At 57.6% G+C, this 17,579-nt stretch carries 14 protein-coding genes and 1 tRNA gene; 3 read left to right on the top strand and 12 right to left on the bottom strand.

All coding sequences use genetic code 11. The features are described from left to right. From DS906_RS22295 to recA, 5 genes are all read right to left on the bottom strand, one after another. On the bottom strand, positions 1–269 hold a 269-nt coding region (locus DS906_RS22295), incomplete at its 3' end, for a hypothetical protein (protein WP_199528546.1). Between the two features lie 130 nt (positions 270–399). Next, positions 400–1,023: a transglutaminase-like cysteine peptidase gene (locus tag DS906_RS11235; RefSeq protein WP_113790251.1), complete on the bottom strand. Its 624-nt coding sequence runs from the start codon at positions 1,021–1,023 to the stop codon at positions 400–402. A 366-nt stretch (positions 1,024–1,389) separates the two neighbouring features. Next, the gene (locus tag DS906_RS11230; protein WP_113790250.1) at positions 1,390–1,677 is read right to left on the bottom strand and encodes a DUF1330 domain-containing protein; all 288 of its coding nucleotides are present in this window, start codon (positions 1,675–1,677) and stop codon (positions 1,390–1,392) included. Position 1,678: 1 nt separating this feature from the next. After that, the gene (gene alaS, locus DS906_RS11225; RefSeq protein ID WP_113790249.1) at positions 1,679–4,348 is read right to left on the bottom strand and encodes an alanine--tRNA ligase; all 2,670 of its coding nucleotides are present in this window, start codon (positions 4,346–4,348) and stop codon (positions 1,679–1,681) included. 246 nt (positions 4,349–4,594) lie between these two features. Further along, positions 4,595–5,662, bottom strand: a complete 1,068-nt coding sequence (gene recA, locus DS906_RS11220; RefSeq protein WP_113790248.1) for a recombinase RecA — start codon at positions 5,660–5,662, stop codon at positions 4,595–4,597. Between the two features lie 192 nt (positions 5,663–5,854). Between recA and DS906_RS11215 the strand changes: the two genes are divergently transcribed. Then, on the top strand, positions 5,855–6,448 hold the full coding sequence (locus tag DS906_RS11215) for a sulfotransferase family 2 domain-containing protein (RefSeq protein WP_113790247.1): 594 nt from the start codon (positions 5,855–5,857) through the stop codon (positions 6,446–6,448). Here the strand turns inward: DS906_RS11215 and DS906_RS11210 are convergent, their stop codons facing one another. The 3 genes from DS906_RS11210 to guaB all read right to left on the bottom strand — a co-directional run bounded on the left by DS906_RS11210 (position 6,449) and on the right by guaB (position 11,537). Beyond that, complete coding sequence (locus DS906_RS11210) at positions 6,449–8,743, bottom strand: ATP-binding protein (protein ID WP_113790246.1); 2,295 nt, start codon at positions 8,741–8,743, stop codon at positions 6,449–6,451. A 104-nt stretch (positions 8,744–8,847) separates the two neighbouring features. Beyond that, the gene (locus DS906_RS11205) at positions 8,848–10,005 is read right to left on the bottom strand and encodes an RsmB/NOP family class I SAM-dependent RNA methyltransferase (protein ID WP_113790245.1); all 1,158 of its coding nucleotides are present in this window, start codon (positions 10,003–10,005) and stop codon (positions 8,848–8,850) included. Positions 10,006–10,088: 83 nt separating this feature from the next. Then, entirely contained in the window at positions 10,089–11,537 is a 1,449-nt protein-coding gene (guaB, locus tag DS906_RS11200) for an IMP dehydrogenase (RefSeq protein WP_058271691.1), read from the bottom strand. A 218-nt stretch (positions 11,538–11,755) separates the two neighbouring features. On the opposite strand from guaB, the gene DS906_RS11195 reads away from it, so the two are divergent. Then, positions 11,756–13,798: an ASKHA domain-containing protein gene (locus tag DS906_RS11195; RefSeq protein WP_113790268.1), complete on the top strand. Its 2,043-nt coding sequence runs from the start codon at positions 11,756–11,758 to the stop codon at positions 13,796–13,798. A gap of 25 nt (positions 13,799–13,823) precedes the next feature. Further along, complete coding sequence (locus DS906_RS11190; protein WP_113790244.1) at positions 13,824–14,681, top strand: class I SAM-dependent methyltransferase; 858 nt, start codon at positions 13,824–13,826, stop codon at positions 14,679–14,681. A gap of 66 nt (positions 14,682–14,747) precedes the next feature. On the opposite strand, the gene DS906_RS11185 is transcribed toward DS906_RS11190, so the two are convergent. The 4 genes from DS906_RS11185 to DS906_RS11170 form a co-directional block, all read right to left on the bottom strand. Further along, positions 14,748–14,821 (bottom strand) — tRNA-Gly (locus tag DS906_RS11185). Positions 14,822–15,206: 385 nt separating this feature from the next. Further along, a complete protein-coding gene (locus tag DS906_RS11180; protein ID WP_113790243.1) occupies positions 15,207–16,268 on the bottom strand; it encodes a methyltetrahydrofolate cobalamin methyltransferase in 1,062 nt (353 codons plus the stop codon). 9 nt (positions 16,269–16,277) lie between these two features. Then, positions 16,278–17,204, bottom strand: a complete 927-nt coding sequence (locus tag DS906_RS11175; protein WP_113790242.1) for a methylenetetrahydrofolate reductase — start codon at positions 17,202–17,204, stop codon at positions 16,278–16,280. A gap of 26 nt (positions 17,205–17,230) precedes the next feature. Then, positions 17,231–17,527, bottom strand: a complete 297-nt coding sequence (locus DS906_RS11170) for a virulence factor (RefSeq protein WP_113790241.1) — start codon at positions 17,525–17,527, stop codon at positions 17,231–17,233. Positions 17,528–17,579: the final 52 nt, after the last annotated feature.

Raw genomic sequence — 17,579 nt, 5'->3', positions numbered from 1 at the left:
ACGGCGGCAGCAATGGTGGTGGAAACTCCAATGGCGGCGACGGTAATGGCGGCAGCAATGGCGACGGCAATGACGGCGGTGGCAGTGATGGCAGCGGCGGCGGAGACGGCGGCGGCGGCAACGATGGCAGCGGCGGCGGAGACGGCGGCGGCGGCAACGATGGCAGCGGCGGCGGTGCAGGCGGCGGTGGCAGCGACGGCAGCGGCGGTGGTGCCGGTGGCGGCGGCGCCGATGGAAGCGGCGGCACTCTCTGACGCGGCCAAAAGCAAAGCAGCCTGAAATATCAGGCAATGCCTTGAAAATCGCCAAAAACGTCTCGACGTTCGGTTTGACAAACAAAGGGGCGACTAACATGTCGCCCCTTTTTCCGTGAATATCCTGTTAGATCAGTTGATAGTCTTAGCTTCTTCCGTACACACCAACCCAATTGCTTGGCTTCGTCGGGTCTTGCATCCGAAGGAACAAATACCGCGTGGCCGACCAGGGTTTGATCCGGTTGGTCAGGTTGTCCAGCACCAGATCCCCCTGAGCGGAGCGATAGACAAGAACAGCGTGCGCATTTCGACGCGTATCCAATACCGTCGCAATCAGCAATTTATTTGGATCAACGCCTGCCCTGATCAGATCCCTTTTCTTCAAAAGAGCAAAATCCTCGCAATCCCCGCCGCGCGTTGTCGGCAAAGCCCACCGCTCAGTGGTGCGGTATTGCGTCTGATCCGTAACCGCGCGCGTCGTTGCGTTGACCTGACGGTTGATCCGCTCAATGATCTGCATTTCCTGCTGTGACGTCATGCGTACCGACGCCTTACTGGCACATGCCCAAGCGTACTGACGGCACAATTGCTGCGCACCCGAAGGCGGAGGGGACGCCGCGAGGGTTCGGATGAAGCTGCCTTCGCTGGCATCCACTTGGGACCCGGCAAGCGTAGCCCCGCAAACTAATGCGGCGATCCCCACTGCCCGACCTGAATATGTCTTTAACCGCCCGAGAGCGGCTTTGAGTCCGATATCTTCCGATTTCATGCCTGTACCTCGATCCCTGTTCACTCGACGATTGTCGCCAAACGGGACCGTATGCGATTAGAACCAACTAACGGTAAACGGTAGCGCTTGTACAATCTGGGGCGAACGTGAAGGGGAAAAAAGGCGGAAATTCGTCACTCATTAAGACCATTTCGCGCTGGAATTGAGGGCAACGCGCCACAATCTAGGCGGGAGAATACCCGGCAACTCTTGTTTAAATATAGTAAGATGCTGGAATCACATAGATTCCGTGTGCGTCCAAAATTGCCACAATACTGTTCACTTCACTTGTGAACAGTTCGGCTGAATTCCGCCCATGAATGCATCTGATCGGCGGAAAATCCGCCGACCAGACCGGGCTCATTTTCAGTCGGTAACTTCTACAACCACCAGTTCACGCTCACTTGCGCCGCGCGCGTGGTCCAGCGCCTGCTGGTATTCCGGTGAATTATAGCACTCGACCGCGGCCTCGACGGACGGAAACTTGGCGACCACATTGCGCGGACGCTCTTTCCCCTCCAGTTGGACGTAACGTGCAGCGCGGGCAATAAACGCCCCGCCGTGCTTGGCAATCGCAGGCCCTGCGAGTTCCGCGTATTTCGCATATGCGTCCGCATCCGTCACGGTGACGTGGGCAATCCAGAGTGCAGCCATCTTATCCTCCCAAAACCTGTTCTGCGGCTTTTATCGCCGCATCTGCGTTCGTCGCGTCCTTGCCACCGCCCTGCGCCATGTCGGGGCGTCCACCGCCGCCTTTACCGCCCAGTTCTGCGACGGCCGCGCGAACCAGATCAACGGCCGAGACCTTGTCGGTCAGATCAGCCGTCACACCGGCGGCCACGGCAGCCTTACCGCCCGCATCCGCGATCAGCAAAACGGCACCGGACCCCAAACGGCTTTTGTGCTCATCAATCAACGCCGGCAGGTCCTTGCCGGATACACCGTTCAGCGCCTGCGCAAGGAAGGCAATGCCGTTCACATCACGCGCTTCGCCGCCACCCTGCCCGGCCCCGCCAGCCATGGCCAGATCACGGCGCAGCTGCGCCACTTCGTTTTGCAGCGATTTGCGTTCGTCCAACAGCAAAGACAATCGTGTTGGAACCTCGGTAGGTTGCGCCTTAAGAAGTGATGCAGATTCAGCGAGTTTAGAATAGTAGTCTCGCAGCAATAACGTTGCAGATTCACCCGTAATCGCCTCAATTCGTCTTACCCCGGCAGAGGATGCCGCGTCCCCCAAGATGACAAACGACCCAATATCACCAGTCTGACGTACATGCGTACCGCCACACAGCTCAATCGACCATGTTTCGCCATCCTGCCCCTTACCGGTTTGGGCTTTGCCCATGGACACAACACGAACTTCGTCGCCGTATTTCTCACCAAACAGCGCCTGCGCGCCCAGTCCGCGCGCATCATCGGGGGTCATGATCCGCGTTTCGACGGTCGAGTTCTGACGGATGAACTCATTCACATCACGTTCGACCTTTTGGATCTCATCCGCGCTCAGCGCCTTGGAATGACTGAAGTCAAACCGCAACCGGTCAGCCGCGTTCAGCGAGCCGCGCTGTGCAACATGATCGCCCAGCGTTTCACGCAGCGCTTCGTGCAGCAGGTGCGTGGCCGAGTGGTTCGCGCGGATTGCCGTGCGCCGCGCATGGTCGACCTCAAGCTCGACAGCGTCACCTTTGGACAAAGCACCCTGATCAACAGTCACCTTATGAGCATAGACTTTGCCATCAGCGAATTTTCTAGTGTCTTCGACCCGCGCCATGTCATCGCGTTCTTCCAAACGCCGGATTTCGCCGGTATCACCGATCTGACCGCCCGCTTCGCCATAGAACGGCGTCTGGTTGACAATCACCCAGCCGGATCCGCCCTTTTCAATAGTGTCGACCAACGCACCATCAACCACCAACGCGGCAATCTGCCCTTCGGCCTTTTCCGTGTCATAGCCCAGAAAATCCGTAGCCCCGGCGGTATCCAGCACATCAAACCACACTGCCTGATCCGCAGCCTCACCCGAACCGGCCCATGCCGCACGCGCCTTGGCTTTTTGTTCGGCCATGGCCGCGTCGAACCCGTCCGTGTCCACGGAACGACCCTTTTCACGCAGGGCGTCCTGCGTCAGGTCCAGTGGAAACCCATACGTGTCGTACAATTTGAACGCCGCATCACCCGGAAGTGCCGCGTTCTCGGGCAGGCCCGCAACCTCATCATCCAGGAGTTTCAGACCACGATCGAGGGTTTGCTTGAACCGGGTCTCTTCCAACAGCAGCGTCTCTTCGATCAACGGCTGCGCCTGTCCCAACTCGGTGTATTGCGCGCCCATCAGCTGCACCAGGCTTGGCACCAGCTGATACATAACGGGATCTTTCGCCCCCAGCAGATGCGCGTGACGCATTGCGCGACGCATGATCCGGCGCAGCACATAGCCACGCCCGTCATTGGAAGGCATCACGCCATCAGCGATCAGGAAGGATGTCGCGCGCAGGTGGTCCGCAATTACCCGGTGGTGAACATTCTGGTCGCCATAGGGATCAACCCCGGTGGCATGAGCAGACGCTTCGATCAGTGTCTTGAACAGGTCGGTGTCATAGTTGTCATGGCTGCCCTGCAGCAGCGCGCCGATCCGTTCCAGCCCCATTCCGGTGTCGATCGACTGCATATCCAATTCGACCATCGAGCCATCTTCGAACTGCTCGTTCTGCATGAAAACGATGTTCCAGATTTCGATGAACCGGTCGCCGTCTTCGTCGGGCGATCCCGGAGGGCCACCCCAGATGTGATCGCCATGGTCGTAGAAAATCTCGGTACACGGTCCACACGGACCGGTCGGGCCCATCTGCCAGAAATTGTCGCTGGTGGCGATGCGGATAATCCGGTCTTCGGGCACGCCGACCTTTTTCCAGATCTTAAACGCCTCATCATCCGTGTGATACACCGTTGCCAGCAGACGGTTCTTGTCGATGCCGAATTCTTTGGTGATCAACTCCCACGCAAAAGGGATCGCTTCGTGTTTGAAGTAGTTGCCGAACGAAAAATTGCCCAGCATTTCAAAGAATGTGTGGTGACGCGCGGTATAGCCAACGTTGTCCAGATCGTTGTGCTTACCGCCGGCGCGCACGCATTTCTGCGCAGTCGTGGCGCGCTGATAGTCACGGGTTTCAACGCCGGTGAACAGGTTCTTGAACTGCACCATGCCCGAGTTCACGAACATCAATGTCGGGTCATTGCGCGGAACCAGCGGGCTGGACGCGACAATTTCATGCCCCTGTTTGGCAAAATAATTCAGAAAGGTTGAGCGGATATCGTTCAGCGTGGGCATAAGGCTCTCTCGGCGCGCAATCTCAGTGTTCTGAAATGGTTTATCCCCGTCCCCAAGGATAGTCCACAAAGATAAGTCGGCTGTGTTTTTGAAGGGCTGGAAAACCCCTTAACAAGAACAGCACACACCGATTAAACAAGATCAACGTATACAGAACGAATTAAGGCGGCCACGCGGACCGCCTTGTTTCGAGTATTCTCAGCTCTTGCAAAACCGGGGGATTTCTGCGGCCCCCGACTGCATCTGTTACGCCTCGAGGATGTCGTCTTCTTCGGCGGCGCCGGGTGGCATGTCGAACTCAAGACCATGCGCGGCCCGAATCTTGTCTTCGATATCCAGCGCAATACGGCTGTTGTCGCGCAGGTATTGCTTGGCATTCTCACGCCCCTGCCCGATCCGTTCGTCGCCATAGCTGAACCACGAACCCGATTTCTCGACCACGCCAGCCTTGACGCCGAGATCCAGCAGCTCACCCATCTTGCTGATGCCTTCGCCATACATGATGTCGAATTCCACCTGCTTGAAGGGCGGCGCCACCTTATTCTTGACGACTTTCACACGCGTCTGGTTGCCGACAACTTCGTCGCGGTCTTTGATCGCGCCAATACGGCGAATATCCAAACGAACCGAGCTGTAGAATTTCAGCGCGTTACCACCGGTCGTAGTTTCGGGGCTGCCGAACATAACGCCGATCTTCATCCTGATCTGGTTGATAAAGATCACCATGCATTTCGAGCGGCTGATCGAGCCTGTCAGTTTACGCATCGCCTGGCTCATCAAGCGGGCCTGCACACCGACACTGCTGTCGCCCATGTCGCCTTCCAGTTCCGATTTCGGCGTCAAAGCCGCAACTGAGTCGACGACGACCATATTCACCGCACCCGAACGCACCAGTGTATCGGTGATTTCAAGCGCCTGTTCGCCCGTGTCAGGCTGCGAGATCAGAAGTTCATCCAGATCAATACCCAGCTTGCGGGCATATTGGGGGTCTAGCGCGTGTTCGGCATCCACGAATGCACACACACCGCCACGTTTTTGCTGTTCTGCAATACAATGCAGCGTCAGCGTGGTCTTACCCGAGCTTTCCGGGCCATAAATCTCGACAATCCGGCCCATCGGCAGACCACCAATACCCAGCGCGATATCCAAGCCCAGAGACCCGGTCGAACTTGATTCGATGTCCTGCTTGGAATCTTCGCCCAGCTTCATGATCGAGCCTTTGCCGAACTGCCGTTCGATTTGCGCCAGCGCGCTATCCAGAGCCTTTTGCTTGTCTGCGTTTTTCTTGTCGCTCATTGTCAGAAGATCCGCCATTGTCCTGTCGCCTTCTCTTTTGTCACACCCATGATCGGGCGGCAATCACTGCTTTGTTCGCCTCTTGTTCCTTATGGGACCAAAAAGAGAACATTTCAACTAAAACCTACAGTACTTACTGTTCTGCAATTGTGTTAAAGAGTCGTTTACGCCAATCTGCGCCTGTCAAATATCTCGGTGAGGGGCGAATAAATGCTTGTTTTCTATAAGGAACGCCTTGCGTTTCTGGCAGTTCCAAAAACCGGCAGCACAGCCTATCACACCGCACTGAGCGCGCGGGCCGACTTTGTCGTCACGGGCCCGCCCGAATTGAAACATGCGCCGGTGCGTCGTTACGACAGGTTTTTTCAGAACATATTCCGCAAAATGTATGACACCGAGATGGAAATCATGGCCGTTGTGCGCGAACCTATCGACTGGCTCGGCAGTTGGTACAAGTACCGCAGCCGGGACGACCGCGTCGGGCATCCGCATTCAACCCGCGACCTGAGCTTTGATGATTTTGTGCAAGGTTACATGCAAAACCCCCGCCCGGAATTCGCAGATGTCGGCAGTCAAAGCCAGTTTTTCCGTACCCGTAACAACGGTTTCGGTGCGACGCATGTTTTTAAGTACGAAAATCAGGACGAAATCCTGAACTTTCTGCAGGACCGGTTGAACATGGAAATCACCCTGCAGCGCGAGAATGTCTCACCAAAGCGCGACCTATTCTTGTCGCCGGAAACGGAAAAGAAGTTCCGTAAACACCACGCCGTCGAATTTTCTTGCCACGAAGCGGCGGTTTAGTCAGTTCAGTTGGTTAAACACAGCCTCGGTCAACTGCGTCAGAGAGAACGGCTTGGGCAAAAAAGTGGAATTCGCAATCTCGGGGCCTGAGTCACCAAAGGCACCTTCGGTATAGCCAGACATAAAGATCACCCGCACATTCGGTCGGGTCTCCATCGCTTTGCGCACCCAGGTTGGCCCGTCCATGCCGGGCATAACCACATCTGTCACAAAAGCATCCACATGCACCGACCCGTCCTCCAGCAGGTGCAGCGCCTCTTCGGCGGACCCGGCTTCGAGCACGGTGTAGCCCTTCAATCGCAATGCACGCGTGGCAAAGGCCCTAACCGGGGCCTCATCCTCGACCAGCAGAACTACGCCTTCACCCTGCCGGGACGTCGGGTTTTCCGGAAGGCTGGAGATGTCCTGGTCGATTTTCTGCGGTGCGGTTGAAACCGGCAGATACACGGTAAATTCGGTTCCCTTGCCCTGAATGCTATCGACAAAGATGAACCCTCCGGTCTGCTTGACGATGCCGTAAACCGTCGACAATCCAAGGCCGGTCCCCTCGCCGGTGCGCTTGGTCGTATAGAATGGCTCGAACACTTTTTGCAGCTTGTCCGCTGGGATACCGGTGCCACTATCGACCACTTTAACAGTGACATATTCGCCGGGTTGAACCGTTGCACGATCCCGCCGGAACGGTTCGGTCAGAGATACGACCTCGGTCTCGATACGTACCTCGCCACCTTCGGGCATCGCATCCCGTGCGTTCACGACTAGGTTCATAAACACCTGCTCGAGCTGCCTTTTGTCTGCGCGCACAGGCTTCAGCACGGGATCATGGCTTAACGTTAGGCGAACCTTTTCGCCCACCAGGCGGTTCAAAAGATGGATCAGGTCGGAAATTGTGTCGCGCAGGTCCAAAACCTCGGGCTGCAGGGTCTGCTTGCGCGAGAAGGCCAGAAGTTGACTGACCAGCGCTGCGGCCCGGTTGGCGTTCTGGTTGATCTGAACCAGGTCACCGTAGTTTGGATCATTCTGATCTTGCCGCAGCAGCAATAGATCGCAATGCCCCGAAATCGCAGTCAGAAGGTTGTTAAAATCATGGGCCACGCCGCCCGCCAATTGCCCGACAGCCTGCATTTTTTGCCCCTGCACGAACTGAGCTTCCAGAGTCTTCAGCTCGGTCGCATCATTCAGGACAGCGATCAGACAAATCCGTCCCTTGCACGTCACCCGGTTCAGTGTGACCTGCACGAAAACCTCTTTGTCCTGACGTGACAGGCGCAGAAATTCCGACCGAGGAACGGCATTCTCTTCAGTTGCAGTGCGGGTCAACCAATCCAGGATGGGATAGCCAAGCCCGTGCATGATTTCGACCACGTTCGACTTGCCCTGCTGGATCTCTCCGATCAGCTTGATCGCCATCCGGTTTGCATCCAGAATTTCCCCTTCGGGTGACAGACACATCACTGGCACGGGCAGTTCAGCGAATGGGGCATCGCCCCCGGTTGGACCCGTAGAAATCATTGGCAACAAAAGCAGATCGCGCACAGTGCCCGAGCGGGACAGCTCGGACACGGTCACAGGCACCTGCCCGTCCAGGGTTTCAACAAGCGAGATTTCACCCGGTTGCGGGATGTCCTTGGGAAATATCTTACTCATAACGTCGGGCCTGTGACCCAGAATGGCCTCTGCCATTCCATTCACCCGCAGAATTGCTCCGTTACGACCCTCTGCCAGCACCGGAACAGGGGCGTCATCCCATTGCCCGCCTTCATCCAGAAGGAACCGCCAGCAGAACACATCCTGCCCCACGCTGAACACCGAGATCGGGATTGTCGAGCCAACGGTCACGATATCTTCACGGGCGCGTTCGTGGATTTCCGCGATGGATTGCAAGCGCAGCAGGATCGCTGCGGGATTAGCGAATCTGGATTTCAGGCATTGCTGCAATCGCGCACCTGGAAAAGCGTTTAACTGTGCCTTTGCACGTGTGTTCGCACTCAGAATATCGCCATTTGCGTTGGCGATCACTGTCGGACACAAGTCCTGTTCGGAGAAGACGGCCATCACTTCTGCCGAATTACGCGCCGTTCGGTCGGCCGTGAATCCCCAAAAAACAACCAGTAGGCCGGCGGCCAGTAACGACACACCAGCAACAACAAGGCCCGTATTCCAGGCGGTCGGCAAAACTTCTGTCAACGGTGTTAAACTCAACAATGTGCCCAGAACAACGAGTGGCACAAGGCGCGAGAAGGCCGGTGTTTTTCGCGAGGTCGGTTCAGATAAGATCTCTGCAGTGTCGGACATAAACAACTCAGGTCAAAAGGCTTTGTCACACTCAGCCCGAATTTGGTTAACGACCCCTTAAGGACAGCGGAAACTTCTACCTAAGGTTGTTATTCAATGACGCGCTATCGCGTCAAGTGCGACGTAAAGAACCCGTCTGCACCGTGTGTCACAAGCCACGAATTTCGCAGCGTTTCGGTCCAATCAGGATTCAACTTCAGAAATCCGTCGACAATACCGCCGTTTTCATCATCCAACATGGAACAGGTCGCATAGGCTAGAATTCCACCCGGTCCAATCAGTTGAGCAGCGGAATTCAGGATGTCGGACTGAAGTACATTCAGCGCGTTCAACCCCTCTTCGGACAGCGCCCACTTGCCTGCCGGGGCACGCCGCCACGAACCGCTGCCCGAGCATGGCGCATCCGTAAGGACAATATCGAACGGAGCCTGACGGGCCACATCTTCCGGCTGCAGGCAGGTAACACGCACACCAGCCCGTTTTGCCCGCGTCGGCAGATCGCGCATGCGCCCTGCATTCACATCATGCGCAAAGACCTCGACACCCGAATGGGCCGCCAGAGCCAAAGACTTGCCGCCACCGCCTGCGCAATAATCCAGAACACGCAGACCTGGCTGCAGATCTAGCGCTGCAACCACGGCTTGGCTGGCTGCGTCCTGCAATTCGACCAGACCTTCGGAATAGGCGCGGCTTTGGGCAACTTTTCGAGCCCCTTCAGTGACCTCTAGGGCGGTTTCACACGCCGGATGGTCTTGCGCGCTGATCCCGTCAGCACTCAAAGCAGCAATCGCACCAGCCCGATCGGTTTTGGCAAGGTTAGCCCGCAAATGAACAGGTGCACGGGTTTGCAGTACCTGTGCCGCCGCCTCTGCTTGATCCCCGAGCGAGGTTTGAAAACGCGGCCAGAGCCATTCGGGGATGTCGCAACGCTCGGCATCCGAGCCGAACGCGCACGGCGCATCGGCGGCAGTTAACGGCTCTGGCGAATATCGTTCGCCTGTAAACAGCGTCTCTGGATCACCGCCGGTTGACCGGATCGAACCGTTCATCAACCCGCGCCCGGTTTCTGCCCCGCCCAAGGCCGAGAATGACCGTTTGCAACGCAGCGCTTCGAACACGTGATCGCGCACGGCGGCCCGGTCTTTCGAGCCTGCAAACCGGCTGCGGCGCGCCCACCCCGTCAAAGCCTTTTCAACCGGTGCCCCTGCGAGGATATCATCAAGGATTTCAATCGAAGCCTGAACGCGCGCTGCTGGGGTCATAAGTTATTTCCGATTTCTCTGCTAAGCTCAAAAAACGCAAAACGGCGCCCGCGTAGGGGCGCCGTGCTGCAAACTCTGTTGCGTCACATCACCCGGTAGTTCGGGCTTTCACGCGTGATCTGGACGTCATGCACATGGCTTTCTTTCAGGCCAGCGCCGGTGATTTTGACGAAGTTACAGTTCTTGCGCATTTCTTCGACGGTTGCGCAGCCGGTATAACCCATCGCCGCGCGCAGGCCGCCAACCAGCTGGTGAACCACCGCACTGGCCGATCCTTTATAAGGCACCTGCCCTTCGATCCCTTCGGGAACCAACTTGTCGCTGGCCGCGTCTTTCTGGAAATAGCGATCCGCCGACCCGCGCGCCATGGCGCCAAGGCTGCCCATACCACGATAGGATTTGAATGAACGGCCCTGATACAGGATCACCTCGCCCGGGCTTTCATCCGTTCCCGCGATCATCGAGCCAACCATCGCACAGGACGCGCCTGCCGCAATGGCCTTGGCGAAATCGCCCGAGAATTTGATGCCACCATCAGCGATGACCGGAACATCCCCGGCAGCCGTCGCGCAGTCCATGATCGCCGTCAGTTGGGGTACGCCGACGCCTGCAACCATCCGGGTTGTGCAGATAGAGCCCGGCCCGATGCCAACCTTGATTGCATCCGCCCCGGCATCGATCAGCGCCTTGGTGGCCTCGCTCGTCGCTACATTGCCCGCAATGATCTGGACCTCGTTCGACAGCGTCTTGACCCGCCGCACCGCGTCCAGAACGCCTTGCGAATGGCCATGAGCCGTGTCGACAACGATGATATCAACGCCCGAATCCACCAACTGCTCGGACCGTTCGAAACCAGAATCGCCAACAGATGTAGCCGCAGCGACGCGCAAACGGCCAAGCCGGTCCTTACAGGCGGTCGGGTTCAGCACGGCTTGCTCGGTATCTTTCAGGGTCAGCAGGCCTGTCAGCTTGCCTTCGCCATCGACCACCAGCAGTTTTTCGATCCGGCGCGCTTTCATGAGGCTTTTTGCCTCTTCCAGATCTGCGGGCTCTTGCAGCATAGCCAGATTGTCTGATGTCATCATCACGTGAACCGGCGTCTCGTCCGAGGTCGCAAAGCGCATGTCGCGATTGGTCAGGATACCCACGACGCGACCGCTTTCATCGACGACCGGAAAGCCGGTAAAGTTATAGCGCTGCACCAGCGCCTTTGCGTCCGCCAGCGTTTGGTTCACGCTCAGCGTGACCGGGTTGTATACGATACCCGACTCAAATCGCTTCACGCGACGAATCTCTCGGGCTTGCTCTTCGACCGTCAGGTTCTTGTGAACAACGCCGATACCGCCTGCCTGCGCCATTGCGATGGCCATGCGCGCCTCGGTCACCGTGTCCATGGCCGAGCTGAGCAGCGGGATGTTCATCGTAATTTCACGCGTCACACGCGTGGCTGTATCCGCCGTCGCCGGCAGCACCGACGAGGACGCCGGAACCAATAAAACATCGTCAAAGGTAAGTGCCTCACGAATCTGCATCTGTTAACCCCATGCAAAAGCCCGTTTGGCGGTGACCCTATTACATGGATTTAACCTAAGGAAAAGCCCCTGACCTAAACTAGTTTCCCTTCGCTGGCCGATACCGCGACAAAAAACGACGCAAGACGTGCAAAACGTGCCGCTGAATGGCCTTTCCCTTTGCGCACAAACCCATATCTTGCCGGGCATACGCGCGAATACAAAAGGCAGGCCAAAAAATGACCACCGACCCCCTTGTCGTCTTTACTCCGTCAGGCAAACGCGGGCATTTCCCTGTGGGCACTCCGGTTCTGACCGCTGCACGGCAGTTGGGTGTGGATCTGGATTCGGTCTGTGGCGGCCGTGGGATTTGTTCGAAATGTCAGATCACGCCCAGCTATGGCGAGTTTCCTAAACACGGCGTAACCGTATCCGAGGAGGCGCTGAGTGAATGGAACGCGGTCGAACAGCGTTACGATGACAAACGCGGCTTGAAACCGGGCCGTCGTCTGGGCTGTCAGGCAACAGTTCAGGGCGACATCGTGATCGATGTCCCACCCGAAAGCCAGGTCCACCGTCAAGTTGTTCGCAAGGCCGCCACCGCGCGTGCCATTACAATGGACCCGGCAACCCGGCTGTATTTCGTCGTGGTGGAAGAGCCCGACATGCATTCGCCAACAGGCGATCTGGAACGGCTGGAACGCGCGCTGCGCGAGCAATGGAACATTGACGCCATCACCGCTGATCTTTCGCTGATGTCCAAGCTGCAACCTGTCCTGCGCAAGGGCAAATGGGAGGTCACTGTTGCCCTCCACAAAGGCCACAAGGATGAAGTGGCGCGCGTGGTCGAAATCTGGCCCGGATTGCATGAGCATGGGCTTTATGGTCTGGCCATCGACCTCGGCTCGACCACAATCGCGGCGCACCTGACCGATCTGGAAACCGGTGACGTCAAGGCGTCCTCGGGCCTGATGAACCCGCAGATCCGCTTTGGCGAAGACCTCATGAGCCGTGTGTCATATTCGATGATGAACCCTGGCGGTGATAAGGAGATGACCAGGGCCGTACGTGAGGCGATCAACGATCTGACCACCTCAATCTCTGAGGAAGCCGAGATTAACTCCGAACTGATCGTGGAAACGGTGTTCGTCTGCAATCCTGTGATGCACCACCTGCTGCTGGGTCTGGACCCGGTTGAGTTGGGTCAGGCCCCCTTTGCTTTGGCGACCTCGGAAAGCATGTCCCTGCCTGCGCGTGAGATGGACCTGACAAATATGAACCCGCGCGCGCAGGTCTATATCCTGCCCTGCATCGCGGGCCACGTTGGTGCCGACTGCGCCGCGGTGGCATTGTCAGAAGAACCGGGAAAGTCCGAAGATCTTGTGCTGATCGTGGACGTGGGCACCAACGCTGAAATCCTGCTTGGAAATACCAGCCGCGTTTTGGCGTGTTCTTCGCCCACCGGCCCGGCATTCGAAGGCGCGCAGATCAGTTCCGGCCAGCGTGCCGCACCCGGCGCTATTGAGCGCATCGAAATCGACCCTGTTACCAAGGAACCGCGCTTTCGCGTGATCGGGTCCGAAAAATGGTCCGACGAGGAAGGTTTCGATCAAGAGATTGCCACAAGCGGCATCACCGGCATCTGCGGCTCGGGCATCATCGAAGCGGTCGCTGAAATGCGCATCGCCGGACTTTTGGACGAGAGCGGCCTGATCGGGTCTGCAGACCAAACCGGCACCGTACGTTGCGTCCCCGAAGGCCGCACCCACGCCTATCTGATCCACGACGCCAGCGCCGAGGGCGGTCCGCGCATCACGGTCACGCAGGGCGATATCCGCGCCATCCAGCTAGCTAAATCGGCGCTCTATGCCGGTGCGCGCCTGTTGATGGATGAAATGAACGTCGACACTGTGGATCGCATTGTGCTGGCCGGGGCATTCGGCGCGCATATCTCAACCAAGCACGCGATGGTTCTGGGTATGATCCCCGATGCGCCCTTGAACAAAGTCTCAAGCGCTGGCAACGCGGCTGGCACAGGCGCGCGGATTGCCTTGTGCAACATTGGTGCCCGGTCCGAGATTGAGCGTGTCGTGCGTGAGATCACCAAGGTCGAAACGGCCATCGAGCCGAAATTTCAGGACCATTTCGTTGCCGCCAACGCCATTCCGCACAAGACGGACCCGTTCCCGGAATTGGCACAGGTGGTCACTCTGCCCTCGCCTTCCTTCAATGCCGGTGGCGGAGAAGAAGGCTCTGGTCGCAGACGGCGCAGGCGGTCATAGTCACCTCTGACACAAGGGAGGCGACATGCAGATCGCAAACGAGGAACAGGCTGAATACTGGGGGAAATCCCCGTCCGGTGCCAAATGGCTGACCTATGAGGACCAGCTGGATCAACTGATGGCGCCGGTCCTTGATTTGGTGCTGGAACGCGCCGAATTGAAGCCCGGCATGCGTGTTCTGGATATCGGCTGCGGTACGGGCGCAAGCGCGATCGCCGCCGCACATATCGTGGGGCCAGATGGCCATGTTCTGGCGGCCGATGTCTCGCAGCCATTTCTGGACCGCGCATCGGCACGGGCATCCGATGACGGATCGCAAAAAATCACCTTCCAGTTCGCCGACGCCCAGACCCACGCGTTTGAAGCAGCGGACCGAAATGCCATGATCTCGCGATTTGGGGTCATGTTTTTTGAGGATACGGTTGCCGCCTTTGCCAACATGACCCGCGCGCTTAAACCCGGCGGGACGATGACCTTTGCCGCCTGGGGGCCATTGCCCGGAAACCCATGGTTCAGAGTACCCCACATCGCGGCCACTGAACGGCTGGGCACGCCGCCCAAGGTCGACCGGAATGCACCAGGCCCCTTGGCGTTTCATGATCGTGAGCGGGTTACCGGGTTGCTGGAAAAGGCAGGCCTAAGCAATGTTCACGCGGATTCCGTTGACCTAATGCTGCACTTTCAAGGCTCTTTGCTGGATTGCGCAGCCCTGTGCACCCGCGTCGGCCCCGCCGCCCGCGTTATCTCTCACTTCGATGGAAAACCCGAGGACGTGACAGCGATCCAACACGCCGTCGCAGAAGCGTTTCACCCCTTTGCCAAAAATGGTGCGGTACATATCCCGGCTGAAATCAACCTTTTTCAGGCGCGTCGCCCGGAGTAAATGACCACAGACGCACTCATGTCTAAAGCACTGATTTCTAAGCTTTTCCGATGACAAACTGAGTTCTGGAGCGGGTAGCGGGAATCGAACCCGCGCGTTCAGCTTGGGAAGCTGACAGGCTACCATTACATCATACCCGCCGCGTTATTCACCGATATCACCAGAGGCTTATCGACTTCAAGAACCCATCATCGGAAAAGCAGCACCGCCTTGTTTCGTCTCGCCGCACCCCAGCCTTCGAACAGGACAACGCACCTGGTTCCGTGAAATAGAAATACCTTCTGCCTCAACGCCAGTTGCGCTTGCAGATCGACCAGCTCCTCGAAACATTCCTTTTTCCCAAACGCTTGCTTAAGTCAGCGTCTGCCTGTGTTGGGTGACGATGTCGGCCCATCTTCGTACGTGACGAGTATCGCGATATCGCCACTAACATAGCGATCTTGTCAGGTTCCGGCGGCGGTTAGCATCAATACGAAAAAGGCCGGACACGTGGTCCGGCCTTTGTTCACTGAAACAGCGATTGGGTCAGGCGCGACGACGACGCCCGCCACCGCGACGGCCACCAACAGCGCCCGCTGCGCCGGCCTCTTCCGGGGATTTGTTGAACCGGATCCACTCACCACCATGCGGGTCATTATTGGTCAGCAGGTTGGCGGCACGGATGGCTTCCATTTCCTTACCGGCACGCGGTTTGGTCGAACCCAGACCAAACAGCTGACAGAAGGTTTCGTCATCCATGTCCGCAGGCAGAATGATGCCCTTGGCTTCGACCTCGGCCTTTTTCTCAGCCAGCTTTTTGGGACCCACGGGCAGCGCCACCGGGTTCATGATTGCCGACGTCATGCCTGCGCCCATTGCCATCGGCAGGAACGCGTTGTTGATCCCGTGTCGGTTTGGCAGACCAAAGGACACGTTCGAAGCACCACAAGTGGTGTTTACGCCCAGTTCTTCGCGCAGCCGGCGGACCAGCGCAAAGACCTGCTGACCGGCGGTTGCCATAGCACCGATGGGCATCACCAGCGGATCAACGACGATGTCATGCGCCGGGATGCCGAAATCGGCGGCCCGCTCAACAATCTTCTTGGCCACTTCGAAGCGCACATCCGGATCTTCGGAAATACCGGTGTCATCGTTCGAGATCGCAACAACCGGCACATTGTATTTTTTGACCAGCGGCAGAACCAGTTCCAGACGCTCCTCTTCGCCGGTGACCGAGTTCAGCAACGGGCGGCCCTCAGCAGCTTCAAGACCAGCTTCCAGAGCGCCGGGAACGGACGAGTCGACACATAGCGGCACGTCAACCAGACCCTGCACCATCTCGACGATCTTGCGCATCAGTGGCGGTTCGGTCTCGTTCGGGTTGGGGTTCGAGTTGTAGACAACGCCCGCGTTGATATCCAGAACGGTTGCGCCTGCAGCAACCTGCGCCAGCGCGTCTTTTTCGACGGTCGAGAAATCTCCGGCTTCCAGCTCGGCCGCCAGTTTCTTACGGCCCGTCGGATTGATCCGCTCACCGATCACGCAGAACGGTTCGTCAAAGCCCAGAACGGCAGTTTTTGTTTTTGATTCTACGACTGTACGGGTCATGTCCGTTCCTCAGGAGTTTACAGGCTTTGCCGAAGCGCCGCCGTTATTGATGGCCCAGTTGGCGTTGGTCTTGATGCCGCCAAGCGGGAAGAAATGTACGTTGGTGATGTTGAAATCCGGGTTGGCCGCTTTGTGGTTGGCCAGCTCGGTGATCACATCGGTCGGCTCATAAGGCAGCAGCAGCTTGGATACATCCATCGCACGCTTTTGCAGGACCTTCAGCGACGGGCCAACACCGCAGGCGATGGCGAACTTGATCAGCGTCTGCAGCTTGGCCGGACCGGCGATACCGATATGGATCGGAATATCGATACCAGCTTCTTTCAGACTGTCGGCCCATTCGATGATCGGTTTGGCTTCAAACGCAAACTGTGTTGCCAGCGCCATTTCGGCATCCGTGGTCTCGCTGAAATTCTGCTTCCAGCGCAGCGCGTCGTCGACATTCTTGGTCGAGCCGTCGGGGTCGATATCCTTGTTGCCTTCAGGGTGACCCGCGACGTGCAGACGCTTGAAGCCCGCCTTGTCGAACAAACCACTTTCCAGCAACTGCATCGAGCTGTCGAAATCGCCGTGTGGGTTGGTAACACCACCGGCCAGCAGCAATGCCTGATCAACGCCCGCTTCGCCCTGATACATAGAAATCCAGTTTTCCAGCGTGGCGGCATCCTTGATGATCCGCGCAGGGAAGTGCGGCATCACCGGATAACCTTCGTCAGCGATCCGCTTGGCGGTCTTGACCATATCCTCGATGGGCGTGCCTTCGATATGAGCGATGTAAACGCGCGTACCTTCGGGCAGCAACGCGCGGAAATCTTCGACCTTTTCGGCGGTGCGCGGCATCACCTCAATCGAATAGCCTTGCAAAAAGGCTTCGACGGTCGGGTTTACAGGGCCGTTTTCGACCGCATCACGTTTCTTGAAGTTCAGCAAAGCCATTGCGGCCTCCCATAGATGTCTCGGGCTCATGCCCAACCGTCATTGGCGATCAGGACTTTGATGCGGTCCTGATCGTATTCCGTTTCCAAACGCGTGGCTTCGGCCTCGGCAATCTCGGACGGGTCGCCGTCGACTGCATAGGGGGCGGCCTTGCGCCATTCGGCCAGATAGGCATCGCTATCCTTGGCGTTCACCTTCATGGCCGCGCGGTCGATGGCTTGTTCGAACCGTTCCTCTAATTGCCGCTTTGCGCCACGACGGCCTTTGCCGACGATGACTTGGGCGGGAATGTCGCGCCAGTAAACAATGGTGACGTCAGGCATTGCGTTTGATTCCTCCTAACCAGATGGACCGGTTCTAAACGTCTATGTGGGG

It is taken from the genome of Ruegeria sp. A3M17 (assembly GCF_003318255.1).
Taxonomy (GTDB): domain Bacteria; phylum Pseudomonadota; class Alphaproteobacteria; order Rhodobacterales; family Rhodobacteraceae; genus Ruegeria.
This window is presented reverse-complemented; position numbering and strand designations above follow the sequence as displayed.

Excerpts from the sequence above, each read along its gene's own strand:
- alaS (WP_113790249.1), bottom strand. The coding sequence starts at position 4,348 with ATGCCCACGCTGAACGATATCCGCTCAACCTTTCTGAATTATTTTGCC.
- DS906_RS11195 (WP_113790268.1), top strand. The coding sequence starts at position 11,756 with ATGACCACCGACCCCCTTGTCGTCTTTACTCCGTCAGGCAAACGCGGG.
- DS906_RS11190 (WP_113790244.1), top strand. The coding sequence starts at position 13,824 with ATGCAGATCGCAAACGAGGAACAGGCTGAATACTGGGGGAAATCCCCG.
- DS906_RS11210 (WP_113790246.1), bottom strand. The coding sequence starts at position 8,743 with ATGTCCGACACTGCAGAGATCTTATCTGAACCGACCTCGCGAAAAACA.
- DS906_RS11235 (WP_113790251.1), bottom strand. The coding sequence starts at position 1,023 with ATGAAATCGGAAGATATCGGACTCAAAGCCGCTCTCGGGCGGTTAAAG.
- recA (WP_113790248.1), bottom strand. The coding sequence starts at position 5,662 with ATGGCGGATCTTCTGACAATGAGCGACAAGAAAAACGCAGACAAGCAA.
- DS906_RS11205 (WP_113790245.1), bottom strand. The coding sequence starts at position 10,005 with ATGACCCCAGCAGCGCGCGTTCAGGCTTCGATTGAAATCCTTGATGAT.
- DS906_RS11175 (WP_113790242.1), bottom strand. The coding sequence starts at position 17,204 with ATGGCTTTGCTGAACTTCAAGAAACGTGATGCGGTCGAAAACGGCCCT.
- guaB (WP_058271691.1), bottom strand. The coding sequence starts at position 11,537 with ATGCAGATTCGTGAGGCACTTACCTTTGACGATGTTTTATTGGTTCCG.
- DS906_RS11215 (WP_113790247.1), top strand. The coding sequence starts at position 5,855 with ATGCTTGTTTTCTATAAGGAACGCCTTGCGTTTCTGGCAGTTCCAAAA.
- DS906_RS11230 (WP_113790250.1), bottom strand. The coding sequence starts at position 1,677 with ATGGCTGCACTCTGGATTGCCCACGTCACCGTGACGGATGCGGACGCA.
- DS906_RS11180 (WP_113790243.1), bottom strand. The coding sequence starts at position 16,268 with ATGACCCGTACAGTCGTAGAATCAAAAACAAAAACTGCCGTTCTGGGC.
- DS906_RS11170 (WP_113790241.1), bottom strand. The coding sequence starts at position 17,527 with ATGCCTGACGTCACCATTGTTTACTGGCGCGACATTCCCGCCCAAGTC.